The 25,968-nt window shown below is 45.1% G+C and carries 27 protein-coding genes and 1 other annotated feature (1 of these 28 only partly in view); of the genes, 1 reads left to right on the forward strand and 26 read right to left on the reverse strand.

What is annotated here, in order from left to right; translation table 11 throughout:
- Nucleotides 1-90: a binding site (T-box leader), on the reverse strand; it reaches 170 nt to the left of the window's first position.
- 77 nt (nucleotides 91-167) lie between these two features.
- Nucleotides 168-497: a four-helix bundle copper-binding protein gene (locus tag ACQW03_RS01080; RefSeq protein ID WP_023988251.1), complete on the reverse strand. Its 330-nt coding sequence runs from the start codon at nucleotides 495-497 to the stop codon at nucleotides 168-170.
- 262 nt (nucleotides 498-759) lie between these two features.
- On the opposite strand from ACQW03_RS01080, the gene ACQW03_RS01085 reads away from it, so the two are divergent.
- Complete coding sequence (locus ACQW03_RS01085; protein ID WP_441947897.1) at nucleotides 760-1,275, forward strand: MogA/MoaB family molybdenum cofactor biosynthesis protein; 516 nt, start codon at nucleotides 760-762, stop codon at nucleotides 1,273-1,275.
- Nucleotides 1,276-1,340: 65 nt separating this feature from the next.
- On the opposite strand, the gene ACQW03_RS01090 is transcribed toward ACQW03_RS01085, so the two are convergent.
- The 25 genes from ACQW03_RS01090 to sleB form a co-directional block, all read right to left on the reverse strand.
- Nucleotides 1,341-2,804 carry a nicotinate phosphoribosyltransferase gene (locus ACQW03_RS01090; RefSeq protein WP_023988249.1) on the reverse strand — a complete coding sequence of 488 codons (1,464 nt, stop codon included), beginning with the start codon at nucleotides 2,802-2,804 and terminating at the stop codon, nucleotides 1,341-1,343.
- A 119-nt stretch (nucleotides 2,805-2,923) separates the two neighbouring features.
- On the reverse strand, nucleotides 2,924-3,490 hold the full coding sequence (locus ACQW03_RS01095) for a cysteine hydrolase family protein (RefSeq protein WP_023988248.1): 567 nt from the start codon (nucleotides 3,488-3,490) through the stop codon (nucleotides 2,924-2,926).
- A gap of 67 nt (nucleotides 3,491-3,557) precedes the next feature.
- Complete coding sequence (locus ACQW03_RS01100; RefSeq protein WP_023988247.1) at nucleotides 3,558-4,346, reverse strand: NUDIX domain-containing protein; 789 nt, start codon at nucleotides 4,344-4,346, stop codon at nucleotides 3,558-3,560.
- 65 nt (nucleotides 4,347-4,411) lie between these two features.
- Nucleotides 4,412-4,834, reverse strand: a complete 423-nt coding sequence (locus tag ACQW03_RS01105; protein ID WP_071640561.1) for a PaaI family thioesterase — start codon at nucleotides 4,832-4,834, stop codon at nucleotides 4,412-4,414.
- A gap of 122 nt (nucleotides 4,835-4,956) precedes the next feature.
- Nucleotides 4,957-5,409, reverse strand: a complete 453-nt coding sequence (locus ACQW03_RS01110) for a RicAFT regulatory complex protein RicA family protein (RefSeq protein ID WP_023988245.1) — start codon at nucleotides 5,407-5,409, stop codon at nucleotides 4,957-4,959.
- An 82-nt stretch (nucleotides 5,410-5,491) separates the two neighbouring features.
- Entirely contained in the window at nucleotides 5,492-7,045 is a 1,554-nt protein-coding gene (miaB, locus tag ACQW03_RS01115; RefSeq protein WP_220031154.1) for a tRNA (N6-isopentenyl adenosine(37)-C2)-methylthiotransferase MiaB, read from the reverse strand.
- A 298-nt stretch (nucleotides 7,046-7,343) separates the two neighbouring features.
- Complete coding sequence (gene pduL / locus ACQW03_RS01120; protein WP_013309962.1) at nucleotides 7,344-7,916, reverse strand: phosphate propanoyltransferase; 573 nt, start codon at nucleotides 7,914-7,916, stop codon at nucleotides 7,344-7,346.
- A 142-nt stretch (nucleotides 7,917-8,058) separates the two neighbouring features.
- The gene (locus tag ACQW03_RS01125; RefSeq protein WP_441947901.1) at nucleotides 8,059-9,147 is read right to left on the reverse strand and encodes a low temperature requirement protein A; all 1,089 of its coding nucleotides are present in this window, start codon (nucleotides 9,145-9,147) and stop codon (nucleotides 8,059-8,061) included.
- Between the two features lie 188 nt (nucleotides 9,148-9,335).
- Complete coding sequence (locus tag ACQW03_RS01130) at nucleotides 9,336-10,403, reverse strand: dipeptidase (protein ID WP_441947903.1); 1,068 nt, start codon at nucleotides 10,401-10,403, stop codon at nucleotides 9,336-9,338.
- Between the two features lie 122 nt (nucleotides 10,404-10,525).
- On the reverse strand, nucleotides 10,526-10,786 hold the full coding sequence (locus tag ACQW03_RS01135; RefSeq protein WP_007430104.1) for a stage V sporulation protein S: 261 nt from the start codon (nucleotides 10,784-10,786) through the stop codon (nucleotides 10,526-10,528).
- A gap of 128 nt (nucleotides 10,787-10,914) precedes the next feature.
- Nucleotides 10,915-11,709 carry a TIGR00282 family metallophosphoesterase gene (locus ACQW03_RS01140; RefSeq protein ID WP_013309959.1) on the reverse strand — a complete coding sequence of 265 codons (795 nt, stop codon included), beginning with the start codon at nucleotides 11,707-11,709 and terminating at the stop codon, nucleotides 10,915-10,917.
- Between the two features lie 76 nt (nucleotides 11,710-11,785).
- Nucleotides 11,786-13,330: a ribonuclease Y gene (gene rny / locus ACQW03_RS01145; RefSeq protein WP_013309958.1), complete on the reverse strand. Its 1,545-nt coding sequence runs from the start codon at nucleotides 13,328-13,330 to the stop codon at nucleotides 11,786-11,788.
- A gap of 373 nt (nucleotides 13,331-13,703) precedes the next feature.
- On the reverse strand, nucleotides 13,704-14,453 hold the full coding sequence (locus ACQW03_RS01150; RefSeq protein WP_441947905.1) for a regulatory protein RecX: 750 nt from the start codon (nucleotides 14,451-14,453) through the stop codon (nucleotides 13,704-13,706).
- A 196-nt stretch (nucleotides 14,454-14,649) separates the two neighbouring features.
- Nucleotides 14,650-15,711 (reverse strand): recombinase RecA, encoded by a 1,062-nt coding sequence (gene recA, locus ACQW03_RS01155; protein ID WP_023988239.1) that lies wholly within the window; start codon nucleotides 15,709-15,711, stop codon nucleotides 14,650-14,652.
- A 241-nt stretch (nucleotides 15,712-15,952) separates the two neighbouring features.
- Nucleotides 15,953-17,221 carry a competence/damage-inducible protein A gene (locus tag ACQW03_RS01160; RefSeq protein ID WP_028542703.1) on the reverse strand — a complete coding sequence of 423 codons (1,269 nt, stop codon included), beginning with the start codon at nucleotides 17,219-17,221 and terminating at the stop codon, nucleotides 15,953-15,955.
- Between the two features lie 95 nt (nucleotides 17,222-17,316).
- The gene (gene pgsA, locus ACQW03_RS01165) at nucleotides 17,317-17,904 is read right to left on the reverse strand and encodes a CDP-diacylglycerol--glycerol-3-phosphate 3-phosphatidyltransferase (RefSeq protein WP_013309954.1); all 588 of its coding nucleotides are present in this window, start codon (nucleotides 17,902-17,904) and stop codon (nucleotides 17,317-17,319) included.
- A 210-nt stretch (nucleotides 17,905-18,114) separates the two neighbouring features.
- Nucleotides 18,115-18,606, reverse strand: a complete 492-nt coding sequence (locus tag ACQW03_RS01170; RefSeq protein ID WP_025722076.1) for a YajQ family cyclic di-GMP-binding protein — start codon at nucleotides 18,604-18,606, stop codon at nucleotides 18,115-18,117.
- Nucleotides 18,607-18,750: 144 nt separating this feature from the next.
- Nucleotides 18,751-18,915, reverse strand: a complete 165-nt coding sequence (locus ACQW03_RS01175; protein WP_023988236.1) for a hypothetical protein — start codon at nucleotides 18,913-18,915, stop codon at nucleotides 18,751-18,753.
- An 84-nt stretch (nucleotides 18,916-18,999) separates the two neighbouring features.
- Nucleotides 19,000-20,064 (reverse strand): RodZ domain-containing protein, encoded by a 1,065-nt coding sequence (locus ACQW03_RS01180; RefSeq protein WP_071640549.1) that lies wholly within the window; start codon nucleotides 20,062-20,064, stop codon nucleotides 19,000-19,002.
- 30 nt (nucleotides 20,065-20,094) lie between these two features.
- Complete coding sequence (locus ACQW03_RS01185; RefSeq protein ID WP_013370747.1) at nucleotides 20,095-20,868, reverse strand: DUF3388 domain-containing protein; 774 nt, start codon at nucleotides 20,866-20,868, stop codon at nucleotides 20,095-20,097.
- Nucleotides 20,869-21,095: 227 nt separating this feature from the next.
- Complete coding sequence (locus tag ACQW03_RS01190; RefSeq protein WP_013309950.1) at nucleotides 21,096-21,350, reverse strand: DUF3243 domain-containing protein; 255 nt, start codon at nucleotides 21,348-21,350, stop codon at nucleotides 21,096-21,098.
- Between the two features lie 102 nt (nucleotides 21,351-21,452).
- A complete protein-coding gene (ymfI, locus tag ACQW03_RS01195; protein WP_023988234.1) occupies nucleotides 21,453-22,220 on the reverse strand; it encodes an elongation factor P 5-aminopentanone reductase in 768 nt (255 codons plus the stop codon).
- Nucleotides 22,221-22,240: 20 nt separating this feature from the next.
- Nucleotides 22,241-23,521 (reverse strand): EF-P 5-aminopentanol modification-associated protein YfmH, encoded by a 1,281-nt coding sequence (gene yfmH / locus ACQW03_RS01200; protein ID WP_076292669.1) that lies wholly within the window; start codon nucleotides 23,519-23,521, stop codon nucleotides 22,241-22,243.
- Between the two features lie 2 nt (nucleotides 23,522-23,523).
- Nucleotides 23,524-24,804: an EF-P 5-aminopentanol modification-associated protein YfmF gene (yfmF, locus tag ACQW03_RS01205; protein WP_441947910.1), complete on the reverse strand. Its 1,281-nt coding sequence runs from the start codon at nucleotides 24,802-24,804 to the stop codon at nucleotides 23,524-23,526.
- A 160-nt stretch (nucleotides 24,805-24,964) separates the two neighbouring features.
- Nucleotides 24,965-25,816: a spore cortex-lytic enzyme gene (gene sleB, locus ACQW03_RS01210; RefSeq protein WP_441947912.1), complete on the reverse strand. Its 852-nt coding sequence runs from the start codon at nucleotides 25,814-25,816 to the stop codon at nucleotides 24,965-24,967.
- Between the last annotated feature and the right edge of the window lie 152 nt (nucleotides 25,817-25,968).

The following is a 25,968-nucleotide window of genomic DNA, read 5'->3' on the forward strand; positions in this document are numbered from 1 at the left end:
CTTCACATCGGACCTCATACCGGCTTACACCTCTTCCGGCTCGCTGTAATGATACGGCTCCGCTGCTACTCTCCCGTTCCATGACGTTAATTCCAATCATTATACAAACCTATTCAGTAGAAAGCAACCTTTTATTTCCTCTTCACGCACTAGTTCCATATATGTAATTACACTGCCACCAATTGGCGGCATGCCTGAACGCAACGACGACAGGCTTCTGCACAATGTTTGCAATGATCATGGGAATGCTTGCTGCATTCAGCAGCACATACCTCACAGGCCTTGGCGCACAGCTCACAGATTTGCTCGGCAAAATCCGTTCCGCGCTGCAGCATTTGAGCAGCAAATCCGCATATTTCTGCACATTCCCTACTCACTCGAATACATTCACGCAGCATAGCTAAATCATATTCCTTCAAACTCGCTACGTAACATACATTGCAAGCGTTCATACATTCCAGGCAAGCATCCACGCATTGTTGGTATGAATGATTCATATTACATTACCTCCCAGTTGTTGACCCTGCTGTACTATTACCCGCTGACCCTTGAGATTAATCATTTGATGTGCGCGCTTTCAATAAAATAAAAACAAAATAATCCCGACTTATGTAAGGAAGTGTACTATATTCCAGTGTGCAAGTGCAAGGATATTAATCACATGGATTTTTAGCCCCTGTTTCTGACTTGCATACACTCAGTCATTACTCTATTGTAAAAAGTGTATGTCTAACCACCGATCAAGGAGTGAGCATTTCAATGAATATGTCTTCTGTAGAGGAGCACCGACAGGAATCCCCGCAACAGGTTAATTGCATGGTCGTAACTGTCTCGGACACACGCACCGTGGAAACAGATACTGGGGGGCGACTGCTCATGGATCTACTGGAAACCAATGGATATAAGGTTGTTCGATATGTCATTGTCAAGGACGACTACGAAGGTATTCAGCAGTTGGTATCCGAAGCAGCCGCACAGGATGACCTCGAGGCTGTACTTTTGACAGGCGGTACCGGTATTTCTCCACGTGATACTACATATGAAGCCGTCTCCTCTTTACTGGATAAGGAATTACCTGGTTTTGGGGAAATCTTCCGCTATTTAAGCTTTGCCGAGGACATTGGTTCAGCAGCTATATTAAGCCGGGCTGTGGCTGGCACTGTGGGCCAGACAGCCGTATTTTCGATGCCTGGCTCACGTGGAGCCGTTCGTTTGGCAATGGAACGCATTATTGTCCCTGAGCTACGACATGTGATGAGAGAAATTTATAAATAAGCTCCTATTTCCTACATGCCGCGACACAAAAAGGCACCCCATACATTATGAGGTGCCTCTTCCAACTATTCTTTTTCTTCAACTTCGGGCTGCATATAGCTGTCGATCAGCTTTTGCTTCAGCTCCCATACCTTCTCGCTCAGATTTACACGATAAATTTCAGGGTTCAGCTTCCGCAAATATTCTGGCCAAAACAGTTTCAACTGTGAAGTATGGTAGGCACGAATTTCATCCAGTTCAGGAAGCTCATATACCTTCTGTCCATTTATAAAAATAGGCTCAAGCATTGGTACAGCTTCATAATTTTCTACATACTTCTTCATATACGGATGCAAAGGGTTAAACAGCTTCAGGCGCTTACCATTACGCGGACGCTCTTCATCCGGGAAAGAAATATAATCGGCTACAGCTCTCCCTTTCTTCTTATCCACAATGCGATATACATCCTTCTTGCCTGGTGTGGATACTTTTTCTGGATTACCCGAGATCTTAATCGTCGGCAACATTTCGCCATCCACTTCACGCTCAACCAGCTTGTACACCCCGCCAAGCGAAGGTTGATCTGAAGCCGTAATAAGCTGTGTTCCTACACCCCATACATCAATACGTGCCCCTTGTGCTTTCAGGTTAAAAATCGTATTTTCATCCAAATCATTGGAAGCTACAATTTGTACGTAATCTAAGCCTTCAGCATCGAGCATTTCCCGCGCCTGAATGGATAGATAAGCCAAGTCACCGCTATCCAGACGGATTGCATTCATACGCTTGCCCTGACTCTCCAGCATTTTTGCTGTCCGAATCGCATGAGGAACACCGCTTTCCAGCGTGTCAAAGGTGTCTACCAACAGTGTAACCTGGTCTGGTAAAACCTTCGCATACACGTCAAACGCCTCCTGCTCCGTCATAAAGGTCTGCACCCATGAATGGGCATGTGTCCCCTTCGTCGGGATTCCAAAGTGCTCGCCTGCCAGCATATTAGAAGTCGCGTCAAAACCTGCAACATAAGCTGCCCGTGCTCCCCAAATCGCTGCGTCAGCTTCCTGCGCACGCCGTGTTCCAAATTCGAGCAGTGTATCGTCACTTGCCACCTGCTTGATGCGCGATGCCTTTGTCGCAATGAGTGTCTGATAGTTCATAAAATTCAGCAATGCCGTCTCAACAAGCTGCGTTTCCATAATCGTTCCTTCGACACGTACCAGAGGCTCGTTTGGAAAAACAAGTGCCCCTTCTTTCATCGAATGGACCGTTCCACCAAACTTAAACTGGCGAAGCGCCTCCATGAACATGGGATCGTACTTCTCCTCCTGTTCAGACAGGTAGCGAATGTCCTCTTCTGTAAACCGCAAATTTGCAATGTAATTCACAATGCGTTCCAGACCAGCGAACACGGCGTATCCATTACCGAAAGGGAGCTTACGAAAATACGCCTCGAACACAGCTTTACGCTGGTGACTTCCGTTCACCCAATGGGCGTACATCATATTAATCTGATATTTATCTGTATGTAATGCGAGGCTCGTTGACTGCATCGTAATCATCCTCTCTGACTGTCCCCAGGTTTGTGGCGGCGACCGCCTCATCTGCCCAGATTCAGCAATATCCGGCTCCATTTTGTTATCGGACATTGGTGCACAATCGTTAAGTTATTTTACTTCTTCTGGCGTAAAACCGTATCCTCAGCCGACCGTACCGCAGCTCCAAGACTTCCCTCAAAATGACCCAAAGCCCAATCATGTCCAGCTTGATTAAAGCTCGCCACAGCGTCCTTGTATACAGTAATAGCAAAACCTTTGTTATAAGCATCTACAGCCGTATGCAGCACACATATATCTGTACACACACCAATCAGATGGACTTCCAGAACACCACGTTCACGCAGCCTGAGCTCCAGATCTGTGCCTGCAAAAGCACTGTACCGTGTTTTATCCAACCAATAGATAAGATCACTTTGTTGTTCATAGAGGCTACGAAGCTTGCCATACAAATGTCGTCCGTTGGTTCCACGTATATTATGTGGAGGAAACAGTTTGCTCTCCGGATGATAAAGGTCGTTCTCCTCATGCAAATCCACAGCCATGACAACAAAGTCCCCTTGATCCACATATGCCTGCGTAATTGCTGCGATCCGTTCATCCAACTCAATCGCAGGTTGTCCTACAGGCAAACTACCGTCCACAAAATCTTTCGTGTAATCAATAACAATTAGTGCCTGCATCGTACGGTCAGCTCCTTATCCTCAAAGTGAAATTGTACGTTCTATGCGTAACCTATTACATTAGACGTTACGTGTAGATAGATAAACGCGGTACTCTGTCACTAAAACGGTACAACTGTGCCGGTCTTTGTGAATACTGGTTGGAACTGAGCGGTTTGCCGTTCTCATCACGCACCTCTTCCAGTATTCCCTGCCTGCTACGAGTCGATGTTATTTTGCGAATAAAGTTTGGCTCTTCGAAATCTGGTACGACACTCTGAATCACCTGATATAATTCACCCAGTGTAAAATGTAGCGGTAAAAACTGCTTGGCTATCGTCGTCTGAAGCATCTGCAACTGAATTTTGCGATAAGCATCTACTATGATATCCCGGTGATCGAATGCCAGCTCCAATTCCTCCAACGCTTCGCGGATCGTGAATAGCCCGACCTCGGAAGCATCATCGGCCGCCTGACGCTGTTCCAACATCCATTCTTCTACCAGCGCAAAAAACGCATGCGATATGATCCACCCGCGCGGATCACGTCCCGGTCCACTATATACACCCAAATACTCCAGATGCCCGCCGTCCACACCCGTTTCCTCTAACAGCTCCCGCTTGGCAGCTCCATACATGGATTCATCTTCCTGACAAAACCCTCCAGGCAACGCCCAGCGTCCTGCAAAAGGCCAACTGCGGCGCTTGATGAGCATGACTTTCAGCTCCCGAATCGGCAATGTCTTTGTTACCGTCTTGCGCTCCCGCTTCGTTAAGGTAAACATAACGATATCCGCCGGAGCTCCATCCGGGGTACGGTATTTCTTAATGTTGTACGACGCCTTTTGCGCCTCTTCGTTTATACGATTGCTATCCATTGGCATCACCATATTATATCGTTTTGATAAATTCATTATGACATAATAAAAATTTTTGTCAAGTGTCAGGCCTTGCCTGAATCACTTGCTTGTGTACGTAATACTCGGAAGGTTGCTGTAGATGTAGAACCAAGTGTGCCTTCACTATCTCTTACTTCCGCCTCAGTGGTTATCGTGCGACCTCCCTGATGGAGAATTCGCGCCCTAACCTCCAGTCGTCCTTGCCTCATGGCTGACAAGAAATGAACATTCAGGTTCGTCGTTACACATGGATCCATATTTCGTGAAGCCATACTGACCATCCCCATCGCCTGATCCATCAATGAAGTAAGTACACCCCCATGGACAATACCCATCACATTGGTATGCTCTTGTTTGGCCTCCAAAGCGATCTGTACCTCGTTTGCATCAGCTGCAACCAGTTCACACCCTAAATACTCCCAAAAAGTATTATTCTCTCCCTCTAGCATCTTACCCAACTTATCCATTCCCTTGCTTCCATCCCTTCTATGTTGTCCCATTTCTCTTGATGTCCTATAACCATATACGACGGCAAAATGCTTTCGAAAAAAAGGCGTGGAAGCTACGCCTCCACACCATAGATTTCATTCTAATCACTGCAATTCGACGAGGAAGTGCTTTTTCCCTCTTCTACGTTTACCTTCTCAGCAACGGTATCACGGATCGCCATAATCACCATTTGCAGTAACTCATTAATTTCCACCTGACTCTGCTGAAACTCCGTTACAATTGGAATACCGTCAAGCTCTTCCTGTAGCTCCTGAAGTTCGGCCTCTATTTTGGCAATCATTTTTTGATTCTTCAAGGATTCAAATGCTACAATTTCCTTTTGCTTCTTTTTCATCGTTGCAATCAGTTGCTGGATGCGCCCATGATCCTGAATCTTTTCTTCTGCTTTTCGGAATACCTGTACTTCCTCACTGCTACCCAAAATACCTGCCAATTCTTTGGCTTTTGCCAATATCATTTCGCGATTGACCAAATGATCATGCTGGCGCGCCGCCGATTGAAGTTCTGTTTGTTGCAACCGCTCCTCTGTCATTGTCCATCGCTCCTTTTCTCACTTAGACGGCCTTGCACACAGCCCTTTACTCAGACCGCATGCAACCCGCTAGAATATTCTTTTATCCGTTAACTGCTACAGCCGTTTCAACCAGATCACCTTTGATGTAAAAGGTCATAGGTTCCGTAATTTTCACTTGAACAAAGGAACCAATCAGGTCCTTAGAACCCTCAAAATGTACAAGCTTATTGGAACGGGTCCGACCGGCAAGCACTTTGCTGTCATTTTTGCTCTCGCCTTCCACCAGCACTTCAACCACTTCGCCACGCAATCGACTATTAAAGCGAAGGCTGTTTTGGTTCACAGCAATGTTCAGACGCCGGAGACGCTCTTTTTTGACCGACATAGGCACATTATCTTCCATCGAAGCAGCTGGTGTACCTTCACGTGGTGAATAAATAAATGTGTAGGCAAAGTCATAGCCGACCTCGCGCACCAGGGATAGAGTATCTTCAAACTGCTCGTCTGTTTCGCCCGGGAAACCTACGATGATATCTGTTGTCAGAGAAGCATGCGGAACAGCTGCTTTAATCTTCGCGGCCAGTTCCAGAACACGCTCACGGGTATATTTTCGGTTCATTTTCTTCAATATATCCGTATTACCGGATTGAACAGGCAGATGGATATGCTCCACCAAATTGCCACCCTTACCAAGCACTTCAACCAAATGGTCATCAAAATCACGTGGATGTGATGTCGTAAAACGTACACGCGGGATATTGATTTTGCGCATATCATCCATCAGATCCCCGAATCTGTAATTCAAATCTTTCAAATCCTTGCCATAAGCGTTAACATTCTGCCCCAGTAAGGTGATTTCTTTAAAGCCTTGACGTGCCAAATCCCGTACTTCAGCAATAACATCCTCTGGACGACGGCTTCTTTCCTTACCACGTGTAAAAGGAACAATGCAATAGGTGCAAAATTTATCACAACCGTACATAATGTTCACCCAAGCCCGCATACCCTCGCGCTTCTTCGGCAAGTTTTCGATAATGTCGCCTTCCTTAGACCACACTTCGACCACCATTTCTTTGCTAAAGAGTGCTTCCTTGACGAGCTGAGGCAGACGATGAATATTATGGGTACCAAAAATCATATCGACAAAACCGTGTTTTTGCATAATCCGGTTAACGACATTCTCTTCTTGTGACATGCAGCCACACACGCCGAGCAGCAGTCCTGGCTTTTCTGTTTTGAGATGCTTGAGGTGACCCAGCTCCCCAAACACTTTATCCTCCGCATTTTCACGGATAGCACAAGTGTTCAGTAAAATGATGTCTGCTTCCTTCCGATCCTCGGTTGCCTGGTAGCCCATTTGCTCCAGCAAGCCTTTTATGGTTTCGGAATCATGCTCGTTCATTTGGCAACCGAATGTGTATACGACATAATGCTTTCCCTTACCGATATGCTTTAGCTCATCCGGGACTGCGTTATCATATAATACCTGTACATCCTCTTTACCGCGTTGCTTTTCTTTTCTATGGTTCGGCTCCGCCATAATGTTGATTTCACGTCCGCGAATACGGATCTTTTTGCTATGCTCATCTTCAGAAATAATCTTCGCATCCGAGAAATCAAAATATTTGGAGTAATCTTTTGTTTTCTTTTCCATTCCTTAGTCACTCCTTACACCATCTATTTCACGAGCTAATTTGTGATTTTACTGTATCTTTGGGCATGGGTAAATTTATTTTAAGTTCTAAAAACCTTTAAAAAAGGCATTACACTAAATTATAGCATGATTTATAGGCCATCGCCATAGATCAGCCGCAGAACCATTGAGTGCAATTTGAACTCATGTTCTTTTTGTACATAAGTGAAGTATTTGTGAACTATAGAGTATGTAAAAAGCCCGATTCTTTTGCAAGAATCGGACTCTTCAAGCCTTCCGGCATTTAAATACGTGTATATTAGTCTACGATTTCAGCGTTGTCACCGTTTTTCACACCGGCTCCGTTCGCTTCATCTGTATCAATGTGCATATCCAAAGCAAAAGAATCGGACACACGTGCAAGAACATTTTCAAATACAAGGCCACGTTCGCCGCCGACACGTACTTTCAGCAACTGCTTGTCCTTAATGTCCCATTTAGCTGCATCAGATGTATGGAAATGAATATGGCGGGCTGCTACAATCACGCCTTCTTGCAGTTCCACTTCACCAGCTGGTCCTTTTACCGTGATTCCTGGTGTACCATCAATGCTACCAGATTCGCGTACAGGTGCTTTTACACCAATAGCAAAGGAATCAGTGCGAGAGATTTCCAATTGGGATGCAGGACGAGCAGGTCCCAAAATGCGAACCTTATCAAATTGGCCCTTAGAACCAATTACAGCTACCGTTTCATTTGCGGCAAATTGTCCTGGTTGGGACAAAGGTTTAAATTCAGTTAATTGATAGCCTGCTCCGAACAAAATTTCAATATGCTCTTGAGTCAGGTGAATATGACGGGCTGAAACGCCGACAGGTACGATTTTACTCATCGTGTGGTCACTCCTTTTTCTCTATACAATACTTTACACATCCATGCTATTATACTCCTATTTTGCCAAGAAAGAAAAGGAGAGCGTATAAAGTTCCCTTTTTCGCCCCAATCAGCGTTAAATATCGTCCATAGAAATCGGATCAAACCGTCGTTTTAGCGAACAAGAGAAAGAAAAGCATGATTTCAGCTACGATGAGATGAGGGGGAACGACAATAAATATATTAAGGATAAACAGGACACAGAGTATTCCAGTTAAGAAAAAAATGACTCTGAGACGAGGTTTAAGATGACTTAATCGGTACTGATGAAATACCAGCAAAACCGACAAAAAGTAAATAAAAACAGAAGCAAAGGTAAAGCAAAGCACAAAGATATAGTCTACTTGTCCCAAAAACAAGAGCTGTATTGAAGCAGCTAGCATGCTAAGGGAGAGATAAATAAACAAATGTCCATAAATAATAGTCTGTCCTGCTGATTGTTTTGACTTATCTACGCGCTTCTCCATATTCTCAAAGTATTGCCACCAGATTGCGATGACTAACACAAAAGCCAAAGCAGCAAATATAACGGAAGAAACTGTAAAATGATCGGATTGTAAAACAGAAAGCATACTTATCACAGATTCGCCAAGCAAAATTAAGGTGAACTGTGCAAAGCGTTCTAAAAGATGCTCCGTATGGATAGGTGTGATCACCAACTTTTTACGGCCAATCAAAGGAACGAGGATATCAATAGCTATACCGATATATAAAATCAAATATCGAATCCAAGAATCAAAGAAGAGGGAGAAACTAGAGATGACTATTCCAATCCAAAAATAAATTCCGAAAAAACGAGCTGTTTCCTGTTTATGAGCCGTTTCTTTGGGTGCCGAAAGTAAATATTGAACGACAGTCAAACTTCTTAACCCAATATAGCCAACAAAAAAAGATACATAATACGCATCAAAATCTATATTCAGGCTGGCGGTCATGATCAACACGAAAAACAATTGCAGGATCATAAAAATTCGATGTGTTATACTGTCTTGCCCAAAACGATTGTTGTAGACCGTTTGCCCCACCCAAGCCCACCATATTGGGATAAAAATCATAATAAACTTTTCCATATGTTCCCATGAGATACTACCATGCTCAACATGTAGCAAAACATGAGTGGCCTTGGAGACAGCAGCTACGAACAACAAGTCATAAAAGAGCTCAAGCCAGGTAACCTTTTTTATCAACATTATGTAATGGAGCCCCCTCTGATATGGCGGTGCAGCATGGTGACCCGTCAGTCTCGCTCCAACGTCTGCCGTATTTCTGCAAATGTTATTTTAGCACCATGCAATTCTAAGATGCTCCAATTATTTCGTAATCCTTCTCGCTTTGTCAAGAGTGTTCGCAGCTAAAAATTCCCTCTATAAATAGCTATTTAAGAAGAAATTTTGGAAGGCAGATTCGTTTGCAAGTATTCCAGCGCATGTCCTCCCAGCCATCCCTTGACCAACTCCTCAGGGTAATGCTTCAGCAGCAGTTCTGCAAAAATCGGATATTTCCCCGAGTGCTCCAGCCCTTGCACATGGTGCTCGATACCGTCAAAATCAGAGCCAAACATCAAATGCCTTTCGCCGCCTAATGAACAAATATGCTCAATGTGTGGTAGCAGATCCTCAGCAGTTACCATGCCCTGCTCTTTGAGAAACATTGTGACGAAGGTCAAACCAATCCGTCCGTTACGAGCGATCAGTGCACGAATCTGTTCATCCCGTAGATTTCGAGGATGAGCACATCTCGCAAAGGCATTCGAATGCGAGGCGATGGGTGGTAGAGCTGCCTCCTCTAGCACCTCCCAGAAGCCCTGTACGGACAAATGCGATACATCTAGCAGCAGTCCCAGATCATTACAGCGATTGACCAAATCGCGCCCCTTGCTAGTCAGCCCGCCACCTCTATGTTCCATAATGCCGTCAGCTGCCCAGTTCGCATAATTCCACGTCAGCCCAATCAATCGTATTCCCATAGCATAGCACAATTCTGCATAAAATGGGTTCCCTTCCAGCGCATCTACCCCCTCCAGTGAGAGCAAAGCCCAAGGTGCCCATGTATGATCCGTCCCACTACCACCCACATACGTTATCTTTTCCATGCGCTTCTCTTTTCCTGCCTGCTTTACTCGCTCCTCCTGATGCACTGCGGACGTATTTTTACACATTACCAAGTCTTCCTTCCACAGCAATGGTCTCAACCCACCTGAGATAGAGGTAACACGCTGCCTGAACAACTCAATTTGACGAATCACATGCTCAAATCTTGGCGTGCCCAATACCTGAGAAATATATATAGCAAATGTTTGCAACCGCACGTTACCTTCTAGCAAACGTTCTTTTGTCACATCAAGCGATGGATGACTGAAATCGATCTGCGCATCGAGCTGCATTTTACATAACACATCACAATGAAAGTCAACAACTGGCCAATTCACTTTTAGCTTTTCATTCATGCACTTTACCTCCATCTAGAGATTGAAGCACCACAAATTTATTTTAAAAATCATAGTAACAGACTCACAAAGCAAAAAAGCCCGTTTACAAATCGTAAACAGGCTCAAGCAACTTACATTTATTATCTTGGCTCTACAATCAATTTGATCGCAGTCCGATCTTCTCCATCAATAACAATGTCTGTAAAAGCAGGAATACAAATCAAATCCACTCCGCTTGGTGCGACAAATCCCCGGGCAATGGCTACCGCTTTAATGGCTTGGTTTAGTGCACCCGCTCCAATCGCCTGTAATTCTGCATTTCCGCGTTCACGCAGTACTCCTGCGAGTGCGCCTGCAACTGAATTGGGATTGGATTTTGCTGATACTTTTAATACATCCATAGTAAGTACCTCCCCTGGGAATGATGATGGTTTGATTCCACTATTAGATGTTATTCGAGGGTCAGCAAAAAATTCCTGCTTTTTGGTGACAGTTTTCCTTATTCTTTCCTTAAGTGCTCACAAAAAGGTTAATCCATCCGCCATTCATCTTCTTTGAGTCTGATTTTCTGAATTTTGCGGGCTTTTCCATCATTATCATTCAGCTCTACGCTGATGGCATGAAAATGCCATTTGCCCATGTCCACTTGAAAACGTACCGGAAGCTGGGTCTGGAATTTCTGTAACACAGCCTCTTTCTGCATCCCAAGCACTCCCTCATAAGGACCTACCATTCCCGCATCTGTTTGATACGCAGTTCCTTGTGGCAAAATCGTATCATCATTGCTCTGTACATGTGTGTGCGTACCTACCACGATTGAAGCACGTCCATCCAAATGCCAACCCATAGCGATTTTTTCCGAGGTTGCTTCGGCGTGGAAATCAACTAGGATATGTTTATGTTTTTTACGCAGCTCATCGACAATTTCATCTGCTGCACGAAATGGATCGTCAATAGCTGGCAAAAAGGTTCTACCTTGCAGATTAACAATAGCCAGCTCCTTACCTCCACCCTTTACAACGGTATAACCCCGGCCCGGTGTTCCTGGTGGAAAGTTAGCCGGGCGGATGATCCGCGGCTCATCATCTATAAAATCAAATATTTCCTTATTGTCCCAAGTATGATTTCCCATCGTAATCCCATGAACGCCCCAATCAAAAAACTCTCTGGCGATGGCTGGGGTAATTCCTCTTCCCGATGCCGCATTTTCTCCGTTCACAATAATAACATGCGGGTTGTATTTTGATTTTAGCGAAGGGAGATTCTCCCTCAGTGCCTTTCTGCCTACACTGCCGACGATGTCTCCAATAAATAATACGTTGATAGAAAGCCCTCCCTAGTCTGCCTTACATAATGAAAAGTGGCCCTACAAGCAGCGGCCACTTTTCATTGAAATGCTTTTATTTTGCGTATTCTACCGCACGGGTCTCGCGTATGACGGTAACCTTGATATGTCCCGGATAGTCCAGTTCATTTTCAATCGTTTTCGTAATATCGCGGGCCAGTCGGAATGCTTCCGCATCATCAATTTTCTCTGGCTGTACCATGACACGAACTTCGCGTCCGGCTTGAATCGCGTATGATTTTTCAACGCCTTCAAAAGATTCGGAGATGCGTTCCAGCTTCTCAAGACGACGGATGTACGTCTCTAGCGTTTCACGCCGCGCTCCCGGTCTTGCTGCTGACAGGGCATCTGCCGCCCCAACCAGCATGGCGATCACTGAAGTCGCTTCGCAGTCGCCGTGATGTGAAGCAATGCTATTGATGACGACCGGGTGTTCCTTGTACTTCTTCGCCAGCTCCACGCCAATTTCAACGTGCGATCCTTCCACTTCATGATCCAGCGCCTTCCCGATGTCATGCAGCAATCCTGCCCGTCTTGCCAGTACAACGTCTTCGCCCAGTTCCCCGGCCATTAGACCTGTCAAGTATGCAACTTCCATCGAGTGCTTCAATACGTTCTGTCCGTAACTCGTACGGAACTTGAGACGTCCCAAGATCTTGATCAAATCCGGATGCAAGCTATGCACGCCCACCTCAAAGGTGGCCTGTTCACCATACTCACGGATTCGTTCGTCCACCTCTTTACGGGATTTTTCCACCATCTCTTCAATACGAGCGGGATGTATCCGTCCGTCCGCTACGAGCTTTTCAAGCGCAGTACGCGCAATCTCTCTACGAATCGGATCAAATCCGGACAAAATAACAGCTTCCGGCGTATCATCAATAATGAGGTCAATTCCTGTAAGGGTTTCAAGTGCACGGATATTACGGCCTTCGCGCCCGATGATCCGGCCTTTCATTTCTTCGTTCGGCAATGTGACAACAGAAACCGTCGTTTCTGCTACATGATCTGCCGCACAGCGTTGGATGGCCAGTGTGATGATTTCACGAGACTTTTTGTCCGCTTCTTCTTTGGCCTGCTGTTCAATTTCTTTAATCATCTGAGCTGTTTCATGACGAACTTCCTGCTCTACGTTGGTCAGAATAATACTTCTTGCATCCTCCATCGTCAGATTGGAAATACGTTCCAACTCAGTTACTTGACTCTTGTAAATCAAATCAATTTGCTGCTGGGTTTCATCGATTCGTTTCTCTTTGTTGGCCACTTGTTCTTCTTTGCGTTCCAGCGATTCCAATTTTTTATCCAGCGATTCTTCTTTTTGCAGCAATCTTCGTTCCTGTCGTTGAATTTCATTGCGACGCTCACGAGTTTCTTTTTCAGCTTCGGCACGAATGCGGTGGATCTCATCTTTCGCTTCCAATACCGTTTCCTTCTTCAGCGCTTCTGCCTCTTTTTTCGCGTTCTCCACGATTTGCGCGGCAGCTTCTTCCGCACTGGAGATCTTAGCTTCTGCAATAGATTTGCGAATAAAATAACCAATCCCGAACCCAAAGAATAACGCGGCTACAGCAACGAGAACGAACCAGATCGCAGTCATCATACTGTTCACCTCCCCGTTGGTTCCTCCAAGGCATTCCTTGGGACTTTTTGCAATTGTCACATTTACTTTGATCGTCAAACTAAGACAACGACACAAGGTCGTTTCATTTCATATGCACATGCTTTCACATGTACAATTCCGCCTGGCATAGCGGCATCACTTGTTATTTGGCGATGAGAACTCACCGTGGATTCCGCTTTTTTGGAAGGAAAAAGGGCGTTCCACAAGTATCGTTTCATATATATTTTATTATTTGACAAATAGCATTGTCAAGGGAATGCAAACATTAGTAGACTACCATGCAGCTTTCCATGTAATAACTAGCTCATCCTATCCGTTCATACTAGCCAAAGGTTCAGCAGCCGTTTGGCAACTATTCCTCCCACTGCAACAATTCCTCGTCATCTGAAGCAGCGTCATGCCCGGCCGCAGTGAGATGATTGACTACCCGGCGTGTCATATCCCCCGAATATCCGCGTCTCATGAGAAAAGGGTAGGTTTTCCTTTTTTTCTCCATTATATCACCACGTACCTGATTCCATTTCTTACGTCCGACCGTCAAAGCGCTCTCCCACTCCTCATTATCGGTAATCTCACCTAACGCTTCGCCAATAGAGGCTTTAGAGATGCCCTTCTGACGAAGTTCTTGCCTAACCCACATCTTCCCCTTACGTTGGCTTGTTATGCGCTGCCTTGCCCATTGACGGGCGTATAAATCATCATCTACGAGTTGTTCCCTATGCAGTCGGACCATTACTTCGTCAATAACAGACTGATCCAGTTCTTTTTGCGCCAAACGCTGGGCAATTTCCTGACATGTGCGAGGCTTTCGCCCCAAATAACGAAGCGCAAGTACATAAGCCTGTTGCTTTTCATCTGCCAGAACGATATCTTCCAGTTCTTTTTTAACGAATGACGTTCCTTTGAACATATTGTACTTGATCATTACATCTTCTAATACAGACAGTGAATAAGGACCAAAATGAATGATATACCTTCCACGTTTGCGTCCCTGTCCCTGCTCTATCCTAGTAATCATCAATTCCTCATGATCCGGAAAAAGAGAAATCCCTTGTTGCTTATTTGCTTCCGAAGTGTATTCATCTTCATCGTCCAACTGCAATATACTTCCCTCACTTTGAAATTCACGAAAGCAGCCTTTGAACACCTGCTACGCAAAAGTTAGATTCCACTGACAAAGCAGACTCTAGTTGATGCAAAAATGCCCTGCACAACTGTGCAGGGCATCAGAATCATGCTATTCAAACGGACGATGCCATAACCCTGGCCCCAGTTCACAAACCAGGATTCACCGAGCTTTATTCAAGCTCCAACAATTCCTGTTCTTCCTTCGCTTGCTGTGCCAACTCTTCTTCTGTAGGCGGAGCAACCGTCGTAATCAAATTGCTGGCCACCCGAATTTTTTGTTCGATCGTACTAGCAATATTCGGATTTTCCTTCAAAAATTGCTTAGCATTCTCACGTCCCTGACCAAGGCGCTCACCTTCGTAGGAATACCAGGCTCCGCTCTTGTCGACAATGTCATGCTCCGTACCGATGTCGATCAAGCTACCTTCTTTGGAAATGCCCTCACCGTACATAATATCCACCTCAGCCTGACGGAAAGGAGGGGCAACTTTGTTCTTCACGACTTTAATACGTGTGCGGTTACCCACAATGTCGTTACCCATTTTCAAACTTTCAATACGACGAACATCCAAACGTACCGTAGAGTAAAACTTCAAGGCACGTCCACCTGGTGTTGTTTCAGGGTTACCGAACATAACACCTACTTTTTCACGTAGCTGGTTAATAAAAATAGCAATGGTTTTCGACTTATTAATGGCTCCAGAAAGCTTACGCAATGCCTGAGACATCAAACGTGCTTGAAGACCAACGTGGGAATCTCCCATTTCGCCTTCAATCTCTGCCTTGGGCACAAGTGCCGCTACGGAGTCAACAACTACAATATCTACTGCTCCACTACGTACAAGAGCTTCGGCAATCTCAAGCGCCTGCTCTCCTGTATCTGGTTGCGATAGTAACAACTCATCAATATTGACGCCCAGCTTGCTTGCATACGACGGATCAAGCGCATGCTCGGCGTCGATAAAGGCGGCTTGTCCGCCTGTTTTTTGCACCTCTGCGATAGCGTGAAGAGCTACTGTCGTTTTACCGGATGATTCCGGTCCGTATATTTCAATAACCCGGCCTCTTGGAAAGCCGCCCGTTCCTAACGCAATATCCAAAGCAATCGAACCACTGGGGATCGTTTCCACTTGCATGTGGGTAGACTCACCCAACTTCATAATGGAACCTTTACCAAATTGCTTTTCTATTTGACGGAGCGCCATATCCAGCGCAGCACGACGATCTGACAATAAACTCACATCCTTCATTGTTTGTACTTTAATAATACCTTGTTTTGACACGCTTGCCAAGCATTTTTTCGAACATACATTCGTTTTTTTGTTCACACAGCTCTCTTCTACAATTACACCTGTCTCTTAAAACAAAAAAAGAACCGCTGGCAAAAGGCTTTGCAACGGTTCTTCCGATAAGAAGATTATATCATGAATATCTATCTAAAACAACTCTACGACCCACACTGTACATAGATGTTTAAGAGAGTTTCTCGTTCTCTACCAGTCTGCGCCACAATCTGTACAGGATTGCTTTGACTGATCGCAGTCGGATTGTTTCACGGTTACCACTCAGTCTCAGTTCATGTACTTCCGTTTCCTTGTCGCGTTCAGCAATGCCAATATACACCAGACCGACTGGCTTCCGTTCGGAATACCCAGGCCCGGCAACACCAGTAACTGAAAGTCCAAAATCACTGTCCATGATCATTCTTGCCTGCTCTGCAAGCACAAGGGCTACTTCCTTACTCACTGCACCTGGCGCTTGATCCCCTTCCAAATAATCATAAGGCACGTTGAGTAATTTCATCTTCATTTCATTGGAATAGCACACGATGCCACCTTGAAACATAACAGCACTGCCAGGTATAGAAGTGATGTGTTCCATCAGCATTCCACCTGTACAGCTTTCTGCCGCACTCACAGTGAGTCCGCGTTTGGCCATTAGATCTACGATAACCTTCTCCAGCGTAACATCTTCGCTTGCATACATATATTCCGAAAGACGCTGCTGAATTTCTACTTCGGTAGCCGTCAGCTTAATTAATGCTTCACTTTCGCTGGCCGCCTTGGTGGATATACGGATCGTGACTTCCCCTTCCTTGGCATAAGGAGCAATCGTGGGGTCTGTCTGGGATTGGATCAGATCTAACAAATGGGTTTCAAGAGCTGACTCACCGATCCCTGCAAATTTTAGCATTTTTGAATAAATTGGCATTTCCTCACCGCTCAATGCCTGCTGAAGCAACCAAGGTTTCGCTTGGTTTGCAAACATGGGTTTGAGTTCCTTAGGCGGTCCAGGCAAAACTACATAAAATTTACCGTCCTGTGCAATTGCGTCGCCCACAGCTAGCCCCGTCTCATTTTCAAGCGGAGTAGCTCCTTCAATAGAAAGCGCCTGCCGGCGGTTATTCTCGGTCATTTCTACCCCACGGTTACGGAAAAACTGATCTAGCTTATCCATTGCAAGACGATCTATGTGCAATTTTCGCCCCAATACAGACGCTATCGCATCTTTCGTCAAATCATCCTGAGTCGGTCCCAGACCGCCGGAAAACAAAATAATATCCGCACGCTTCTGAGCAATTCTTATTGCTTCCTGAAGCCGATCTATGTTATCGCCAACTACAGTCTGAAAATATACATCGATTCCGATTGTAGCCAACTCTTGTGACAAATATTGAGCATTTGTATTTACTATTTGACCGAGCAATAACTCTGTACCTACTGCAATTATTTCAGCTTTCATCAATTCTTCCTCCTGTACTGCAAATATTATGGGAATTATGTAAAGAAACAGCAATAAGTTTAGTCCCTATTGCTGTTTCCATAAAATTTATCCTGTTAAACTTTGGAGGAACTCAGCAAGTGGATATTTTTTACAAAGTAATCAATACCCGAATAAATGGTGATCAACACCGCTGCCCATATCGCTATTAAATCAAACGGGATACCAAGAAAAACAAACGGGAAATTATTAATGAGCAACGCTACAATAGCAACGATCTGGATGATCGTCTTCAATTTGCCCCAATTGCTTGCAGCAACCACAGAACCATCCAGTAAGGCAATCTGACGCAGACCCGTAACCGCAAACTCACGGCTAACAATCACAACGACAATCCACGAATCAATTTTTCCCATTTCTACCAAGGAAACCAAAATGGCGGTTACCAAAAGCTTATCAGCAAGGGGGTCCAACAGCTTGCCCAAATTGGTGACCATATTATTTTTACGTGCCAAATATCCGTCAAGACCATCCGTGCTGGCTGCTACAAGGAAAATGATAGCCGCAATCAGCTGATTATACGGCAGCTTGAAAGCTCCGATCTCAATCGGCGGCGGATAAAAATCAAAGTCCACCAGCAAAGCCAGCATCATCACCGGAATAAGGCAAATCCGCGTTATTGTAATTCTGTTGGGTAAATTCACAACACACTCTCCCCTGATTATCGTACTTGATTACAAATGGCAGTTTTCGGATTAAATTCAATCCTATGTAAATCGCTATCGACGAGCGCTATACACCTGAATTGTCTGCATTTTCGTTACAAGTATAATATGGCGCAAAACGCATGTCAAAATAACCTGCCGCACATCAAGCAACGTTTTTTCCTACAAAATGTATGAGGGAAAACGGCTTTATTTCATGTTTGTAAATTGAAGCTCCAATGGCAAATCAGCTTTACGCAGCAATTGAATGATCGCCTGTAAATCATCCCTGTTTTTTCCGGTCACTCGGATTTGATCACCTTGAATCTGACTTTTAACTTTTAACTTGGAGTCCCGAATAAGAATGTTAATTTTCTTGGCATTCTCCTGATCAATTCCCTGCTTAAGCGAAAGACGCTGACGCACTGAACCTAAAGAGGCGGGTTCCAATTTGCCATACTCCACATTTTTAAGGGACAGACCTCGTTTGGCCATTTTAGATTGCAAAATATCAATCACCGCATTTAGCTTGTATTCGTCTTCCGATGCAATCGTAAGAGCTTCTTTCTCAAGCTTGAGGCTACTTTTGCTATCCTTGAAATCAAATCGTGTTTCAATTTCACGCTCCGTCTGATGAACCGCATTTGTCAACTCCTGCATATCCATTTTGGAGACGATATCAAATGAATTTTCTGAAGCCATCGTTTCACTTTCCTTTCCACAACAAAGTTCAATATCTAATTATAGGCTAGTCATTTACAAAAATCCAATAATCCGTTGACTAAAAAGGCGTTCTTGCCAGTTTTCCTGACAAAAACGCCTTTATTTCAATTACGGTCAAAATATCTAATTATGGCTTCGTGTTGGGGTTCGGAACATATCCAAAAGTCCAAGCACAATATGAGCAAGACCAAAGCCCAGTATGCCATAGCCCCATGCATTCGGTGTCAGATAATAGCCCAGTAAACTGACAATTATACCGAGCCCAGTCACAATCCAGCTGACGGTCATAACGTATACACCTCACTTTGCGGAAAATGAAATGACTGCCTTTCCAGGAATTACAGTCATTAGTATTTCCTCGCACCAAGGCGTTTATTCACCATCAGTAGTTGTAGAATCTGTACCACTTTGTGCTGAATCCGTACTGCTACCTGTCGTAGAATCTGCAGGTGAACCCGTCACCCCTGCACTCGTTCCGGTCGAAGAAGCTTCTCCTTGCTGGATCAGTACACGAGTAGTCGATTTATTATCTGTTATCGGTTGACCTGCTACGGAAATATCTGTGGCAGAAGACCGTCCTGATTTGATATATAAACCTTCTGGACCAATATCGAAAGACATGGCATCTCCACTTTTAGTCATACCATAACTCAGCTTTTCTCCACGGGAATTTTCTCCCTTGTACACTTCAAGCCAGCTTTCGCCCGTCGCTTTAATATCAACCTTGACTGCCGCTCCCGTTGAACTGGATACTTTGAAAATCGTCGTCTTGCCTTGCTTGCCGTCCTGTGCCACTGTTACACCTTGTTGTGGCGTAGTCGTACCCGGCTGCTGTCCAGTATCTGGAGTAGTAGCATCCGTACTCCCCGTACCACCTGGCTGAGTTTGGCCGGTTTGCCCCGCATCAGGAGTCTGCCCACCAGCACCATTTGGAGCCGTCGTTTGACCATTGTTCGGCTGTGTTGTAGTGGTATCAGGAGTAGACGTGCTTGGTGTGGTGCTTGGTGTGGTAATCGGCGTTGTGTTTTCTGCTGTTTTTGGAGTTGAATGGTTGTTGCTCACCCAATAAGCATAAATAACCCCAACAATGAGAACTAGAAAAAGCCACATTAACGCTGTAGGCAACCATTTAAGATTACCAATCGTGGCGGGACGGCTGGAGCGTTTCTGTGTAACAGGCTCCATGACTGCTTCCGGCTCAGGTTCAGGCACATTGCTTTGATGCCCTTCCAGAATCTCATCGGGGTTTAACCCGACCGTTTCAGCGTATGTTTTAATAAAAGCTCTGACATAAAAGCTTCCCGGCAGCACTTTGTAATCGCCCGTCTCAATGGCTTCCAGATAACGTTTGCGTATCTTCGTCATTTCCTGAACATCGTCAAGGCTCAATCCTTTTTGCAGCCGGGCCTCCTTTAATTGCTGACCCAGTTCTGACATGTCATCATCTCCTTGTGTAATTACGCTTATTTAAAGATCTTCTGTATAACTGGCTGTAAAGGTATCATAAATAATTTCCTCAGCCGGATTATTGCGAAGTTCAATAATGATATTGAAATCGTCAAAGCTGTATCCTGATTCACGTACAAATACATCAGGATGCTCAATCACTTTAGTACTTGGCATACTCATGATTTCCTGAAGCAGATGATAATGTCTTTCATTTGACCGAATTGTACTCACAATACCATCAATAATAAACACATTGTTTGGGTTCATTTCTTCTTCAGAGAGCTGACTGCGCACCGTCTGTCGTAGTAACGTTGAAGACACAAAAGTCCAACGCTTCATTGCGCATACACTACTGGCAATAATGGATTCCGTTTTGCCCACACGTGGCATCCCGCGAAGACCGATTACCTGATTGCCGTCCCTCTTTAATACTTCACCCAAAAAATCGACCAGCAACCCAAGCTCATCGCGTGTAAAGCGAAATGTTTTACGATCATCCGAATCCCGATCGATGTAACGGCCGTGTCTTACTGCCAATATATCAACCAGTCTCGGAGCACGTAAGGCCGTGACTGTAATGTTGCTCGCTTTTTTTAACGTGTCTCCGAGAATGCGTATCTTCTCGTCATCGTCCGTTTCAAGCAACATCCCCCGTCTTTCGCCTTCAACACCGTTGATCGTCAGTATATTAACCCCCAGAATACCAAGCATGGAAGCAATGTCTCCCAGCAGTCCGGGTCGATTTTTATGTATCTTGTACTCCATGTACCACTGTTTCGTTTCTTCCGTCACGTTAGCACCTCATTCACATTCAAACCGTCAACAACTCCAAATCAAAGCATTATTGTATCATAAAATAACATCTTTCGACAAAACCAATTATTGAAATTTTATAGGCTGCATTGTGTTGTAAGCCTCAATCACGTTTATGATATATAAATTACAATGGAATTACAAGAACAGCTCTGTAACCATTACAGAAAAGCCCCCAAAAGGGAGCTTTTCATGTTGGTTCCTACTTATGCGTTGCTCTTGGCCAATTTAACCATTAGCCGGGCGATGGTGTGACGCTCGTCCTCATCGGCAACTCCCCACAGTTCTTTCAGTGCGCGGTTAGAGTGGTTGGCTGGATCGACCTTCTCATCCAGAAAATCACCGATTTCATAAGCAAGCTCTGAAATGGTATCTTGGCTGATTCCCAACTTCTCCGCTTGCTCTACACGCTGACCAAGGAACTTTTTCCAAACATCAAAATTCTGAACAACTGTTGACATGCTTAAATCCTCCTTAGATGATTCAGATTTAAAATCAACAGTTGTAATATGCTCTTCTCAGACGCTTACTATACTGGTGGATTCCTCCAAGCGCTATTTCCCTTAAGTCACCCATCCTCCGTTAGGACTTATGACCTGGCCATTAATATAACCTGACTCAGGAAGCGCAAGAAAATAAACCAGGGACGATATTTCATCAGGTCGAGCCAATCGTCCGGCAGGAATTTCTTCTTCCAAACTGGTAATTTCGCCTTCATCCAAATGATCCAGCATCGACGTATCCACTGCACCTGGAGCTACAGCATTCACTGTCACCCCGGAAGGTGCTACCTCTTGAGCCAGCGCTTTAGTGAAAGCGTTAATGCCTCCTTTGGTGGTGGAATACAACACCTCGCACGAAGCGCCACATATCCCCCACACGGATGAAACATTCACAATGCGGCCATAGCGTTGGGATATCATATGCGGCATAAAAACCTGCGTGCACAGAAAGGTTCCCTTAACATTGACAGCCATCACTTCGTCCCATTCCTCTTCCGAAACATCTGTCAACAGCCCATAATGAGATAATCCGGCGTTGTTCACAAGAATATCCGGCTTCATCCCGTGATTATCCAGCTTTTCCCGCATGCGTTCGATCTGCTCCTTGCTCCGCAGATCCGCTGACACGGTCATTACCTTACCTGAATAAGCCATGCAACGACGGGCAACTTCATTTGCTTTTTCATGGGACTTCATGTAGTGAATGACCACATTCATCCCTACAGCTGCAAAACGCTCAGCAATAGCCGCACCAATTCCGCCACTCGCTCCTGTAATCAGCACGGTTGTATCGCCAATCGCTTTTAATTCTCCGCCCTCGGTGGTCATCGTTTCCCTCTCCCTGGACATTACGGACTCACCACTAGTGATATTGCGAGTTGATCCCACTGGATATGGTCTTTCAGACGGCGATTTACATCCTCAAGCGTGATACTTTCATAAATCGGAAGCAGTTGGAAAAAATCGCTGCCCCGGAAGCGATGTCTTGTAAATTCATGCGCAATATTTTCTGGTGAATTGAGTGTACGCAGATAACCACCGATTTTCTTTTTGCGTGCCCGTTCAAAATGTTCTGCTGCAAAGCCCTGCTTCTGGATGGACTCCACCTCTTCACGTATTCTCGCCAACAGCCGATCCGGGTCTTTGGTATCCCCACCGATTGCAGAGAATGCATATTGCTGCGTACTATTGTACTCATGACCAAAACTGTCCGAAATCAGATCCTCATCGTAGAGCTTTTGATACAGTTGTGTACTGGAACCAAACAGGAGATCTAACATCAGCTTGGTTTCCAGATCATGACGGAGCAATTCTTCACCCGTTAGACCTACTTCAGCCTCCTTGAATCCAAACAGTAGCTTTGGCAGAGAAACGGCCAGCTTTACCTCACGACGTGATTCTGCAACTGTAGTGGGTTCATCGTCGAAAATCCGCTCGATCTCTCCCTGCGGCTTATAGTCCTTTTTAGCCTGATTGTTACGTACCAGCTCTATTACTTCAGCTGGATCCACTCCGCCCACTACAAAAAGAATCATATTGCTTGGGTGGTAGAAAGCTTCATAGCAACTGTACAGCGTTTCCTTTGTAATCGTACTGATGGATTGAACAGTACCTGCGATATCAATATGCACCGGATGGACCTTGTACAGCGCCTCGATCAGACCAAAGTAACTTCGCCAATCGGGATTATCTTCATACATATTGATTTCCTGGCCGATAATGCCTTTTTCCTTTTCTACATTTTCATCTGTAAAGTAAGGATGCTGCACAAAATTGACCAGCGTGGTCAAATTTTCTTGAATACGCTCGGTTGCAGAAAACAGATATACTGTTTGATCAAAGCTCGTAAATGCGTTCGCTGATGCCCCATTAGAAGAAAAGGTAGCAAAAATATCGCCTTCAGGCTCTTCAAACATTTTATGCTCCAAAAAATGGGCTATGCCATCCGGCACCTTTACGGGCTGTTGACCTTCTACGCGGAAATGATTATCAACCGAGCCGTATTTAGTCGCAAATGTGGCGTAAGTCTTCTGAAAACCCGGTTTGGGCAACACATAAACGTGTAAACCGTTATCCATTACTTCATAGTACAGCGTTTCCTGCAAATGCTCATAAGGTATATGCTCCACCGCTATTCCCCCTTCTGGTCTCTCAAGAAATAAATAGTGTCCAGTCGGAACGTCCGGGCGGCATCCTGAACATCCTGCACCTTGACTGCCTCCACCTGACTCAGCAGCTCATCTACCGTCCGCTCTTTACCGGAAAGCTGTCTGTTAAAATCATAGGCGATCATTTCAAAAGCGGAATCCTGCATCTCCTTCAGCAAGTTGCGAATCATCGCCTGCGTTTGGGTCATTTCCAGCTCGGTAATCGCTCCATTTTGCGTATCTTCCAGTTGCTTGCGGATAATAGTAACCGCTTTTTCATAATTAGGAATTTCGATACCAGATTGAATCGTACCAATCCCTTTATGCCCGTCATACCGCGATGAAGCGTAATACGCCAAACTTTCCTTTTCCCTTACATTAACGAACAGCTTTGAATGCGGATACCCGCCCAAAATGCCATTGTACATCAGAGCGGAAGCATAGCGATCGTCTCCATACGTAATAGGGGTGCGCAAACCCATGTTGAGCTTGCCCTGGTTCACATCAAGACGCTCTACAACGGTTTGAACCTCACGCTCTACCGATTTGGGCTGTTCAGGAACATATCCTGTTTCCGCTGAACGGTTCAATTGAAAATAGCGATCAACAAACTTCTCAACTTCTTCCAGCGTCGTATCTCCCACAACGTATAAATCCATGCTGGCATTATTCAGCCATTCTCCATAAGCCTGATACAAACTCTGTGCATCTATGCTGTCCAGATCGGATCGTTGACCAAGAGGGTGCAGACGATAAGGCTCATCTTTGCACATTTCCTCCATACAGCGCTCACCAGCATAACGTATTTTATCGTTAACTATAGATTCCAGCTTTTTACGCACATTTTCTCGTTCCTGCTGGACGTATCCCGTTTGAAATGCACCATTTTCCAATGCAGGCTTCGTCAGCACTTCTCCGAGAAAAGCAAACGAACGATCCAGCAAACTATCCGGACTGTTTACAAAGCTGTCATTAATCGTATCCATGCGAAATTGCACGATCTGATAATCTCCACGTTTGTATACATCGAATCCGAAACCCGCGCCATACAATTGTTCTAACTGTTCTCTGAATTGTGTAGTCTGCGGATACGATTCTGTACCCCGTCGCAGAACGAAAGGTACCAGCCCCACTCGGGTTACGGTCTCCTCACGTAGCGGAGTACCTACATACAACGATATGGCAAACGTCTTAAAGCGCTTGGTCGGCAGTACATGAATCCTCAGTTGACTGCGTGTGCCACGCTCGAAACCTGTTTTGTTCAAGTCCAAAACTCCTTTGTGACGTCAATTTGCGTCTAGCCTTTGATTAGCATTAGCTGCTGTAAATCATCCTCCTGTAAAGAGGTAAAGTGTACCAATCTTTATTCTAACCATGCAAAAGCCAAGAAGCAACCGGAGACAAGCTCCCGGCTGCTTCGGCGTTTTACATGCAGAAAATATGCTCCCCGATGGTTTTCACCTGCGGACGGGACCAAATCCATTTGGAGGTAGCTGTTTTTGGGTTAAAATAATAAAGACATCCTCCGCTTGGGTCCCAGCCGTTCAGGGCTTGGCGTACCGCCTTTTGTGCAGTCTCATTCGGTGTGAGCCAGATTTGGCCGTCTGCTACAGCTGTGAAAGCTCCTGGCTGAAAGATCACTCCAGATGGTGAGTTGGGAAAGCTGGGTGACTTAACCCTGTTCAAAATAACAGCCGCGACGGCAACTTGTCCTTCAAATGGCTCGCCGCGGGATTCACCGTAGACCGCGTTGGCCATAATTTTAAGATCATTTTCAGATAGTCCCATGGTGTTGGCCGATCCCATCGTTTCATCATTTTGATCCGCTTTATCATTATTGTTCGCTGTCTGTCCCTGAGCAGAACCTTGATTGTTACGATGCATAGGAGTTTCCGTTGGCTTCCAGTTAGGAGTAGCATTCACCAGCTTTAATTTCGTCTTTGCTCCGACCACTCCATCGGGCCGGATGCCAAATTCCTTTTGAAAACCCTTGACAGCTTTTAGTGTACTGCTGCCAAAATGGCTGTCCACTTTCCCGCCAAAAAAGCCCAGCAACTTCAAACGTGATTGCAACTCATATACATCCTGACCGTAAGATCCAAAATCAACTGCTCCCGAGCTGAATGTCGGCTGGGAAGGTTGCGCCGATTGTACTTTCTGCTGTGTGCTCAGCGGCTCTGCTTGCTGCTGTGCAGAGTCATTTTTAAAAAGTCCTGTGTACGTAATAGCCGAGGCTGCGAGGATACCCGTGCAAATCCAGACCATTGTCTTTTTCATATGCTGCGCTCTACCTTTCTTTTGTGGGATTAACAGGATGGCTACGTTTATTATGACAAGCTCCGCTTAAAGCTATTCACCCTTTTAATCTTCTTTCAGCAGGTAGTCGCCACACCTCAAAAAAACATCACAAAAAAACGCTGTTTGTTCAC

Source organism: Paenibacillus sp. DRB1-1 (assembly GCF_052119485.1).
Taxonomy (GTDB): domain Bacteria; phylum Bacillota; class Bacilli; order Paenibacillales; family Paenibacillaceae; genus Paenibacillus; species Paenibacillus polymyxa_B.

Coding starts and splice junctions, on each gene's coding strand:
- ACQW03_RS01170 (WP_025722076.1), bottom strand. CDS start 18,606: ATGGCTTCAGAAAATTCATTTGATATCGTCTCCAAAATGGATATGCAG.
- ACQW03_RS01110 (WP_023988245.1), bottom strand. CDS start 5,409: ATGACAGAGGAGCGGTTGCAACAAACAGAACTTCAATCGGCGGCGCGC.
- ACQW03_RS01080 (WP_023988251.1), bottom strand. CDS start 497: ATGAATCATTCATACCAACAATGCGTGGATGCTTGCCTGGAATGTATG.
- sleB (WP_441947912.1), bottom strand. CDS start 25,816: ATGAAAAAGACAATGGTCTGGATTTGCACGGGTATCCTCGCAGCCTCG.
- miaB (WP_220031154.1), bottom strand. CDS start 7,045: ATGGAAAAGAAAACAAAAGATTACTCCAAATATTTTGATTTCTCGGAT.
- ymfI (WP_023988234.1), bottom strand. CDS start 22,220: ATGACCACCGAGGGCGGAGAATTAAAAGCGATTGGCGATACAACCGTG.
- ACQW03_RS01100 (WP_023988247.1), bottom strand. CDS start 4,346: ATGGATAGCAATCGTATAAACGAAGAGGCGCAAAAGGCGTCGTACAAC.
- ACQW03_RS01125 (WP_441947901.1), bottom strand. CDS start 9,147: ATGTTGATAAAAAAGGTTACCTGGCTTGAGCTCTTTTATGACTTGTTG.
- ACQW03_RS01105 (WP_071640561.1), bottom strand. CDS start 4,834: ATGGATAAGTTGGGTAAGATGCTAGAGGGAGAGAATAATACTTTTTGG.
- ACQW03_RS01135 (WP_007430104.1), bottom strand. CDS start 10,786: ATGGATGTATTAAAAGTATCAGCAAAATCCAATCCCAATTCAGTTGCA.
- ACQW03_RS01175 (WP_023988236.1), bottom strand. CDS start 18,915: ATGACCGTCAGCTGGATTGTGACTGGGCTCGGTATAATTGTCAGTTTA.
- pduL (WP_013309962.1), bottom strand. CDS start 7,916: ATGAGTAAAATCGTACCTGTCGGCGTTTCAGCCCGTCATATTCACCTG.
- ACQW03_RS01090 (WP_023988249.1), bottom strand. CDS start 2,804: ATGCAGTCAACGAGCCTCGCATTACATACAGATAAATATCAGATTAAT.
- ACQW03_RS01095 (WP_023988248.1), bottom strand. CDS start 3,490: ATGCAGGCACTAATTGTTATTGATTACACGAAAGATTTTGTGGACGGT.
- ACQW03_RS01180 (WP_071640549.1), bottom strand. CDS start 20,064: ATGTCAGAACTGGGTCAGCAATTAAAGGAGGCCCGGCTGCAAAAAGGA.
- ACQW03_RS01130 (WP_441947903.1), bottom strand. CDS start 10,403: ATGAATGAAAAGCTAAAAGTGAATTGGCCAGTTGTTGACTTTCATTGT.
- rny (WP_013309958.1), bottom strand. CDS start 13,330: ATGATGACTGCGATCTGGTTCGTTCTCGTTGCTGTAGCCGCGTTATTC.
- ACQW03_RS01085 (WP_441947897.1), top strand. CDS start 760: ATGAATATGTCTTCTGTAGAGGAGCACCGACAGGAATCCCCGCAACAG.
- ACQW03_RS01190 (WP_013309950.1), bottom strand. CDS start 21,350: ATGTCAACAGTTGTTCAGAATTTTGATGTTTGGAAAAAGTTCCTTGGT.
- ACQW03_RS01160 (WP_028542703.1), bottom strand. CDS start 17,221: ATGAAAGCTGAAATAATTGCAGTAGGTACAGAGTTATTGCTCGGTCAA.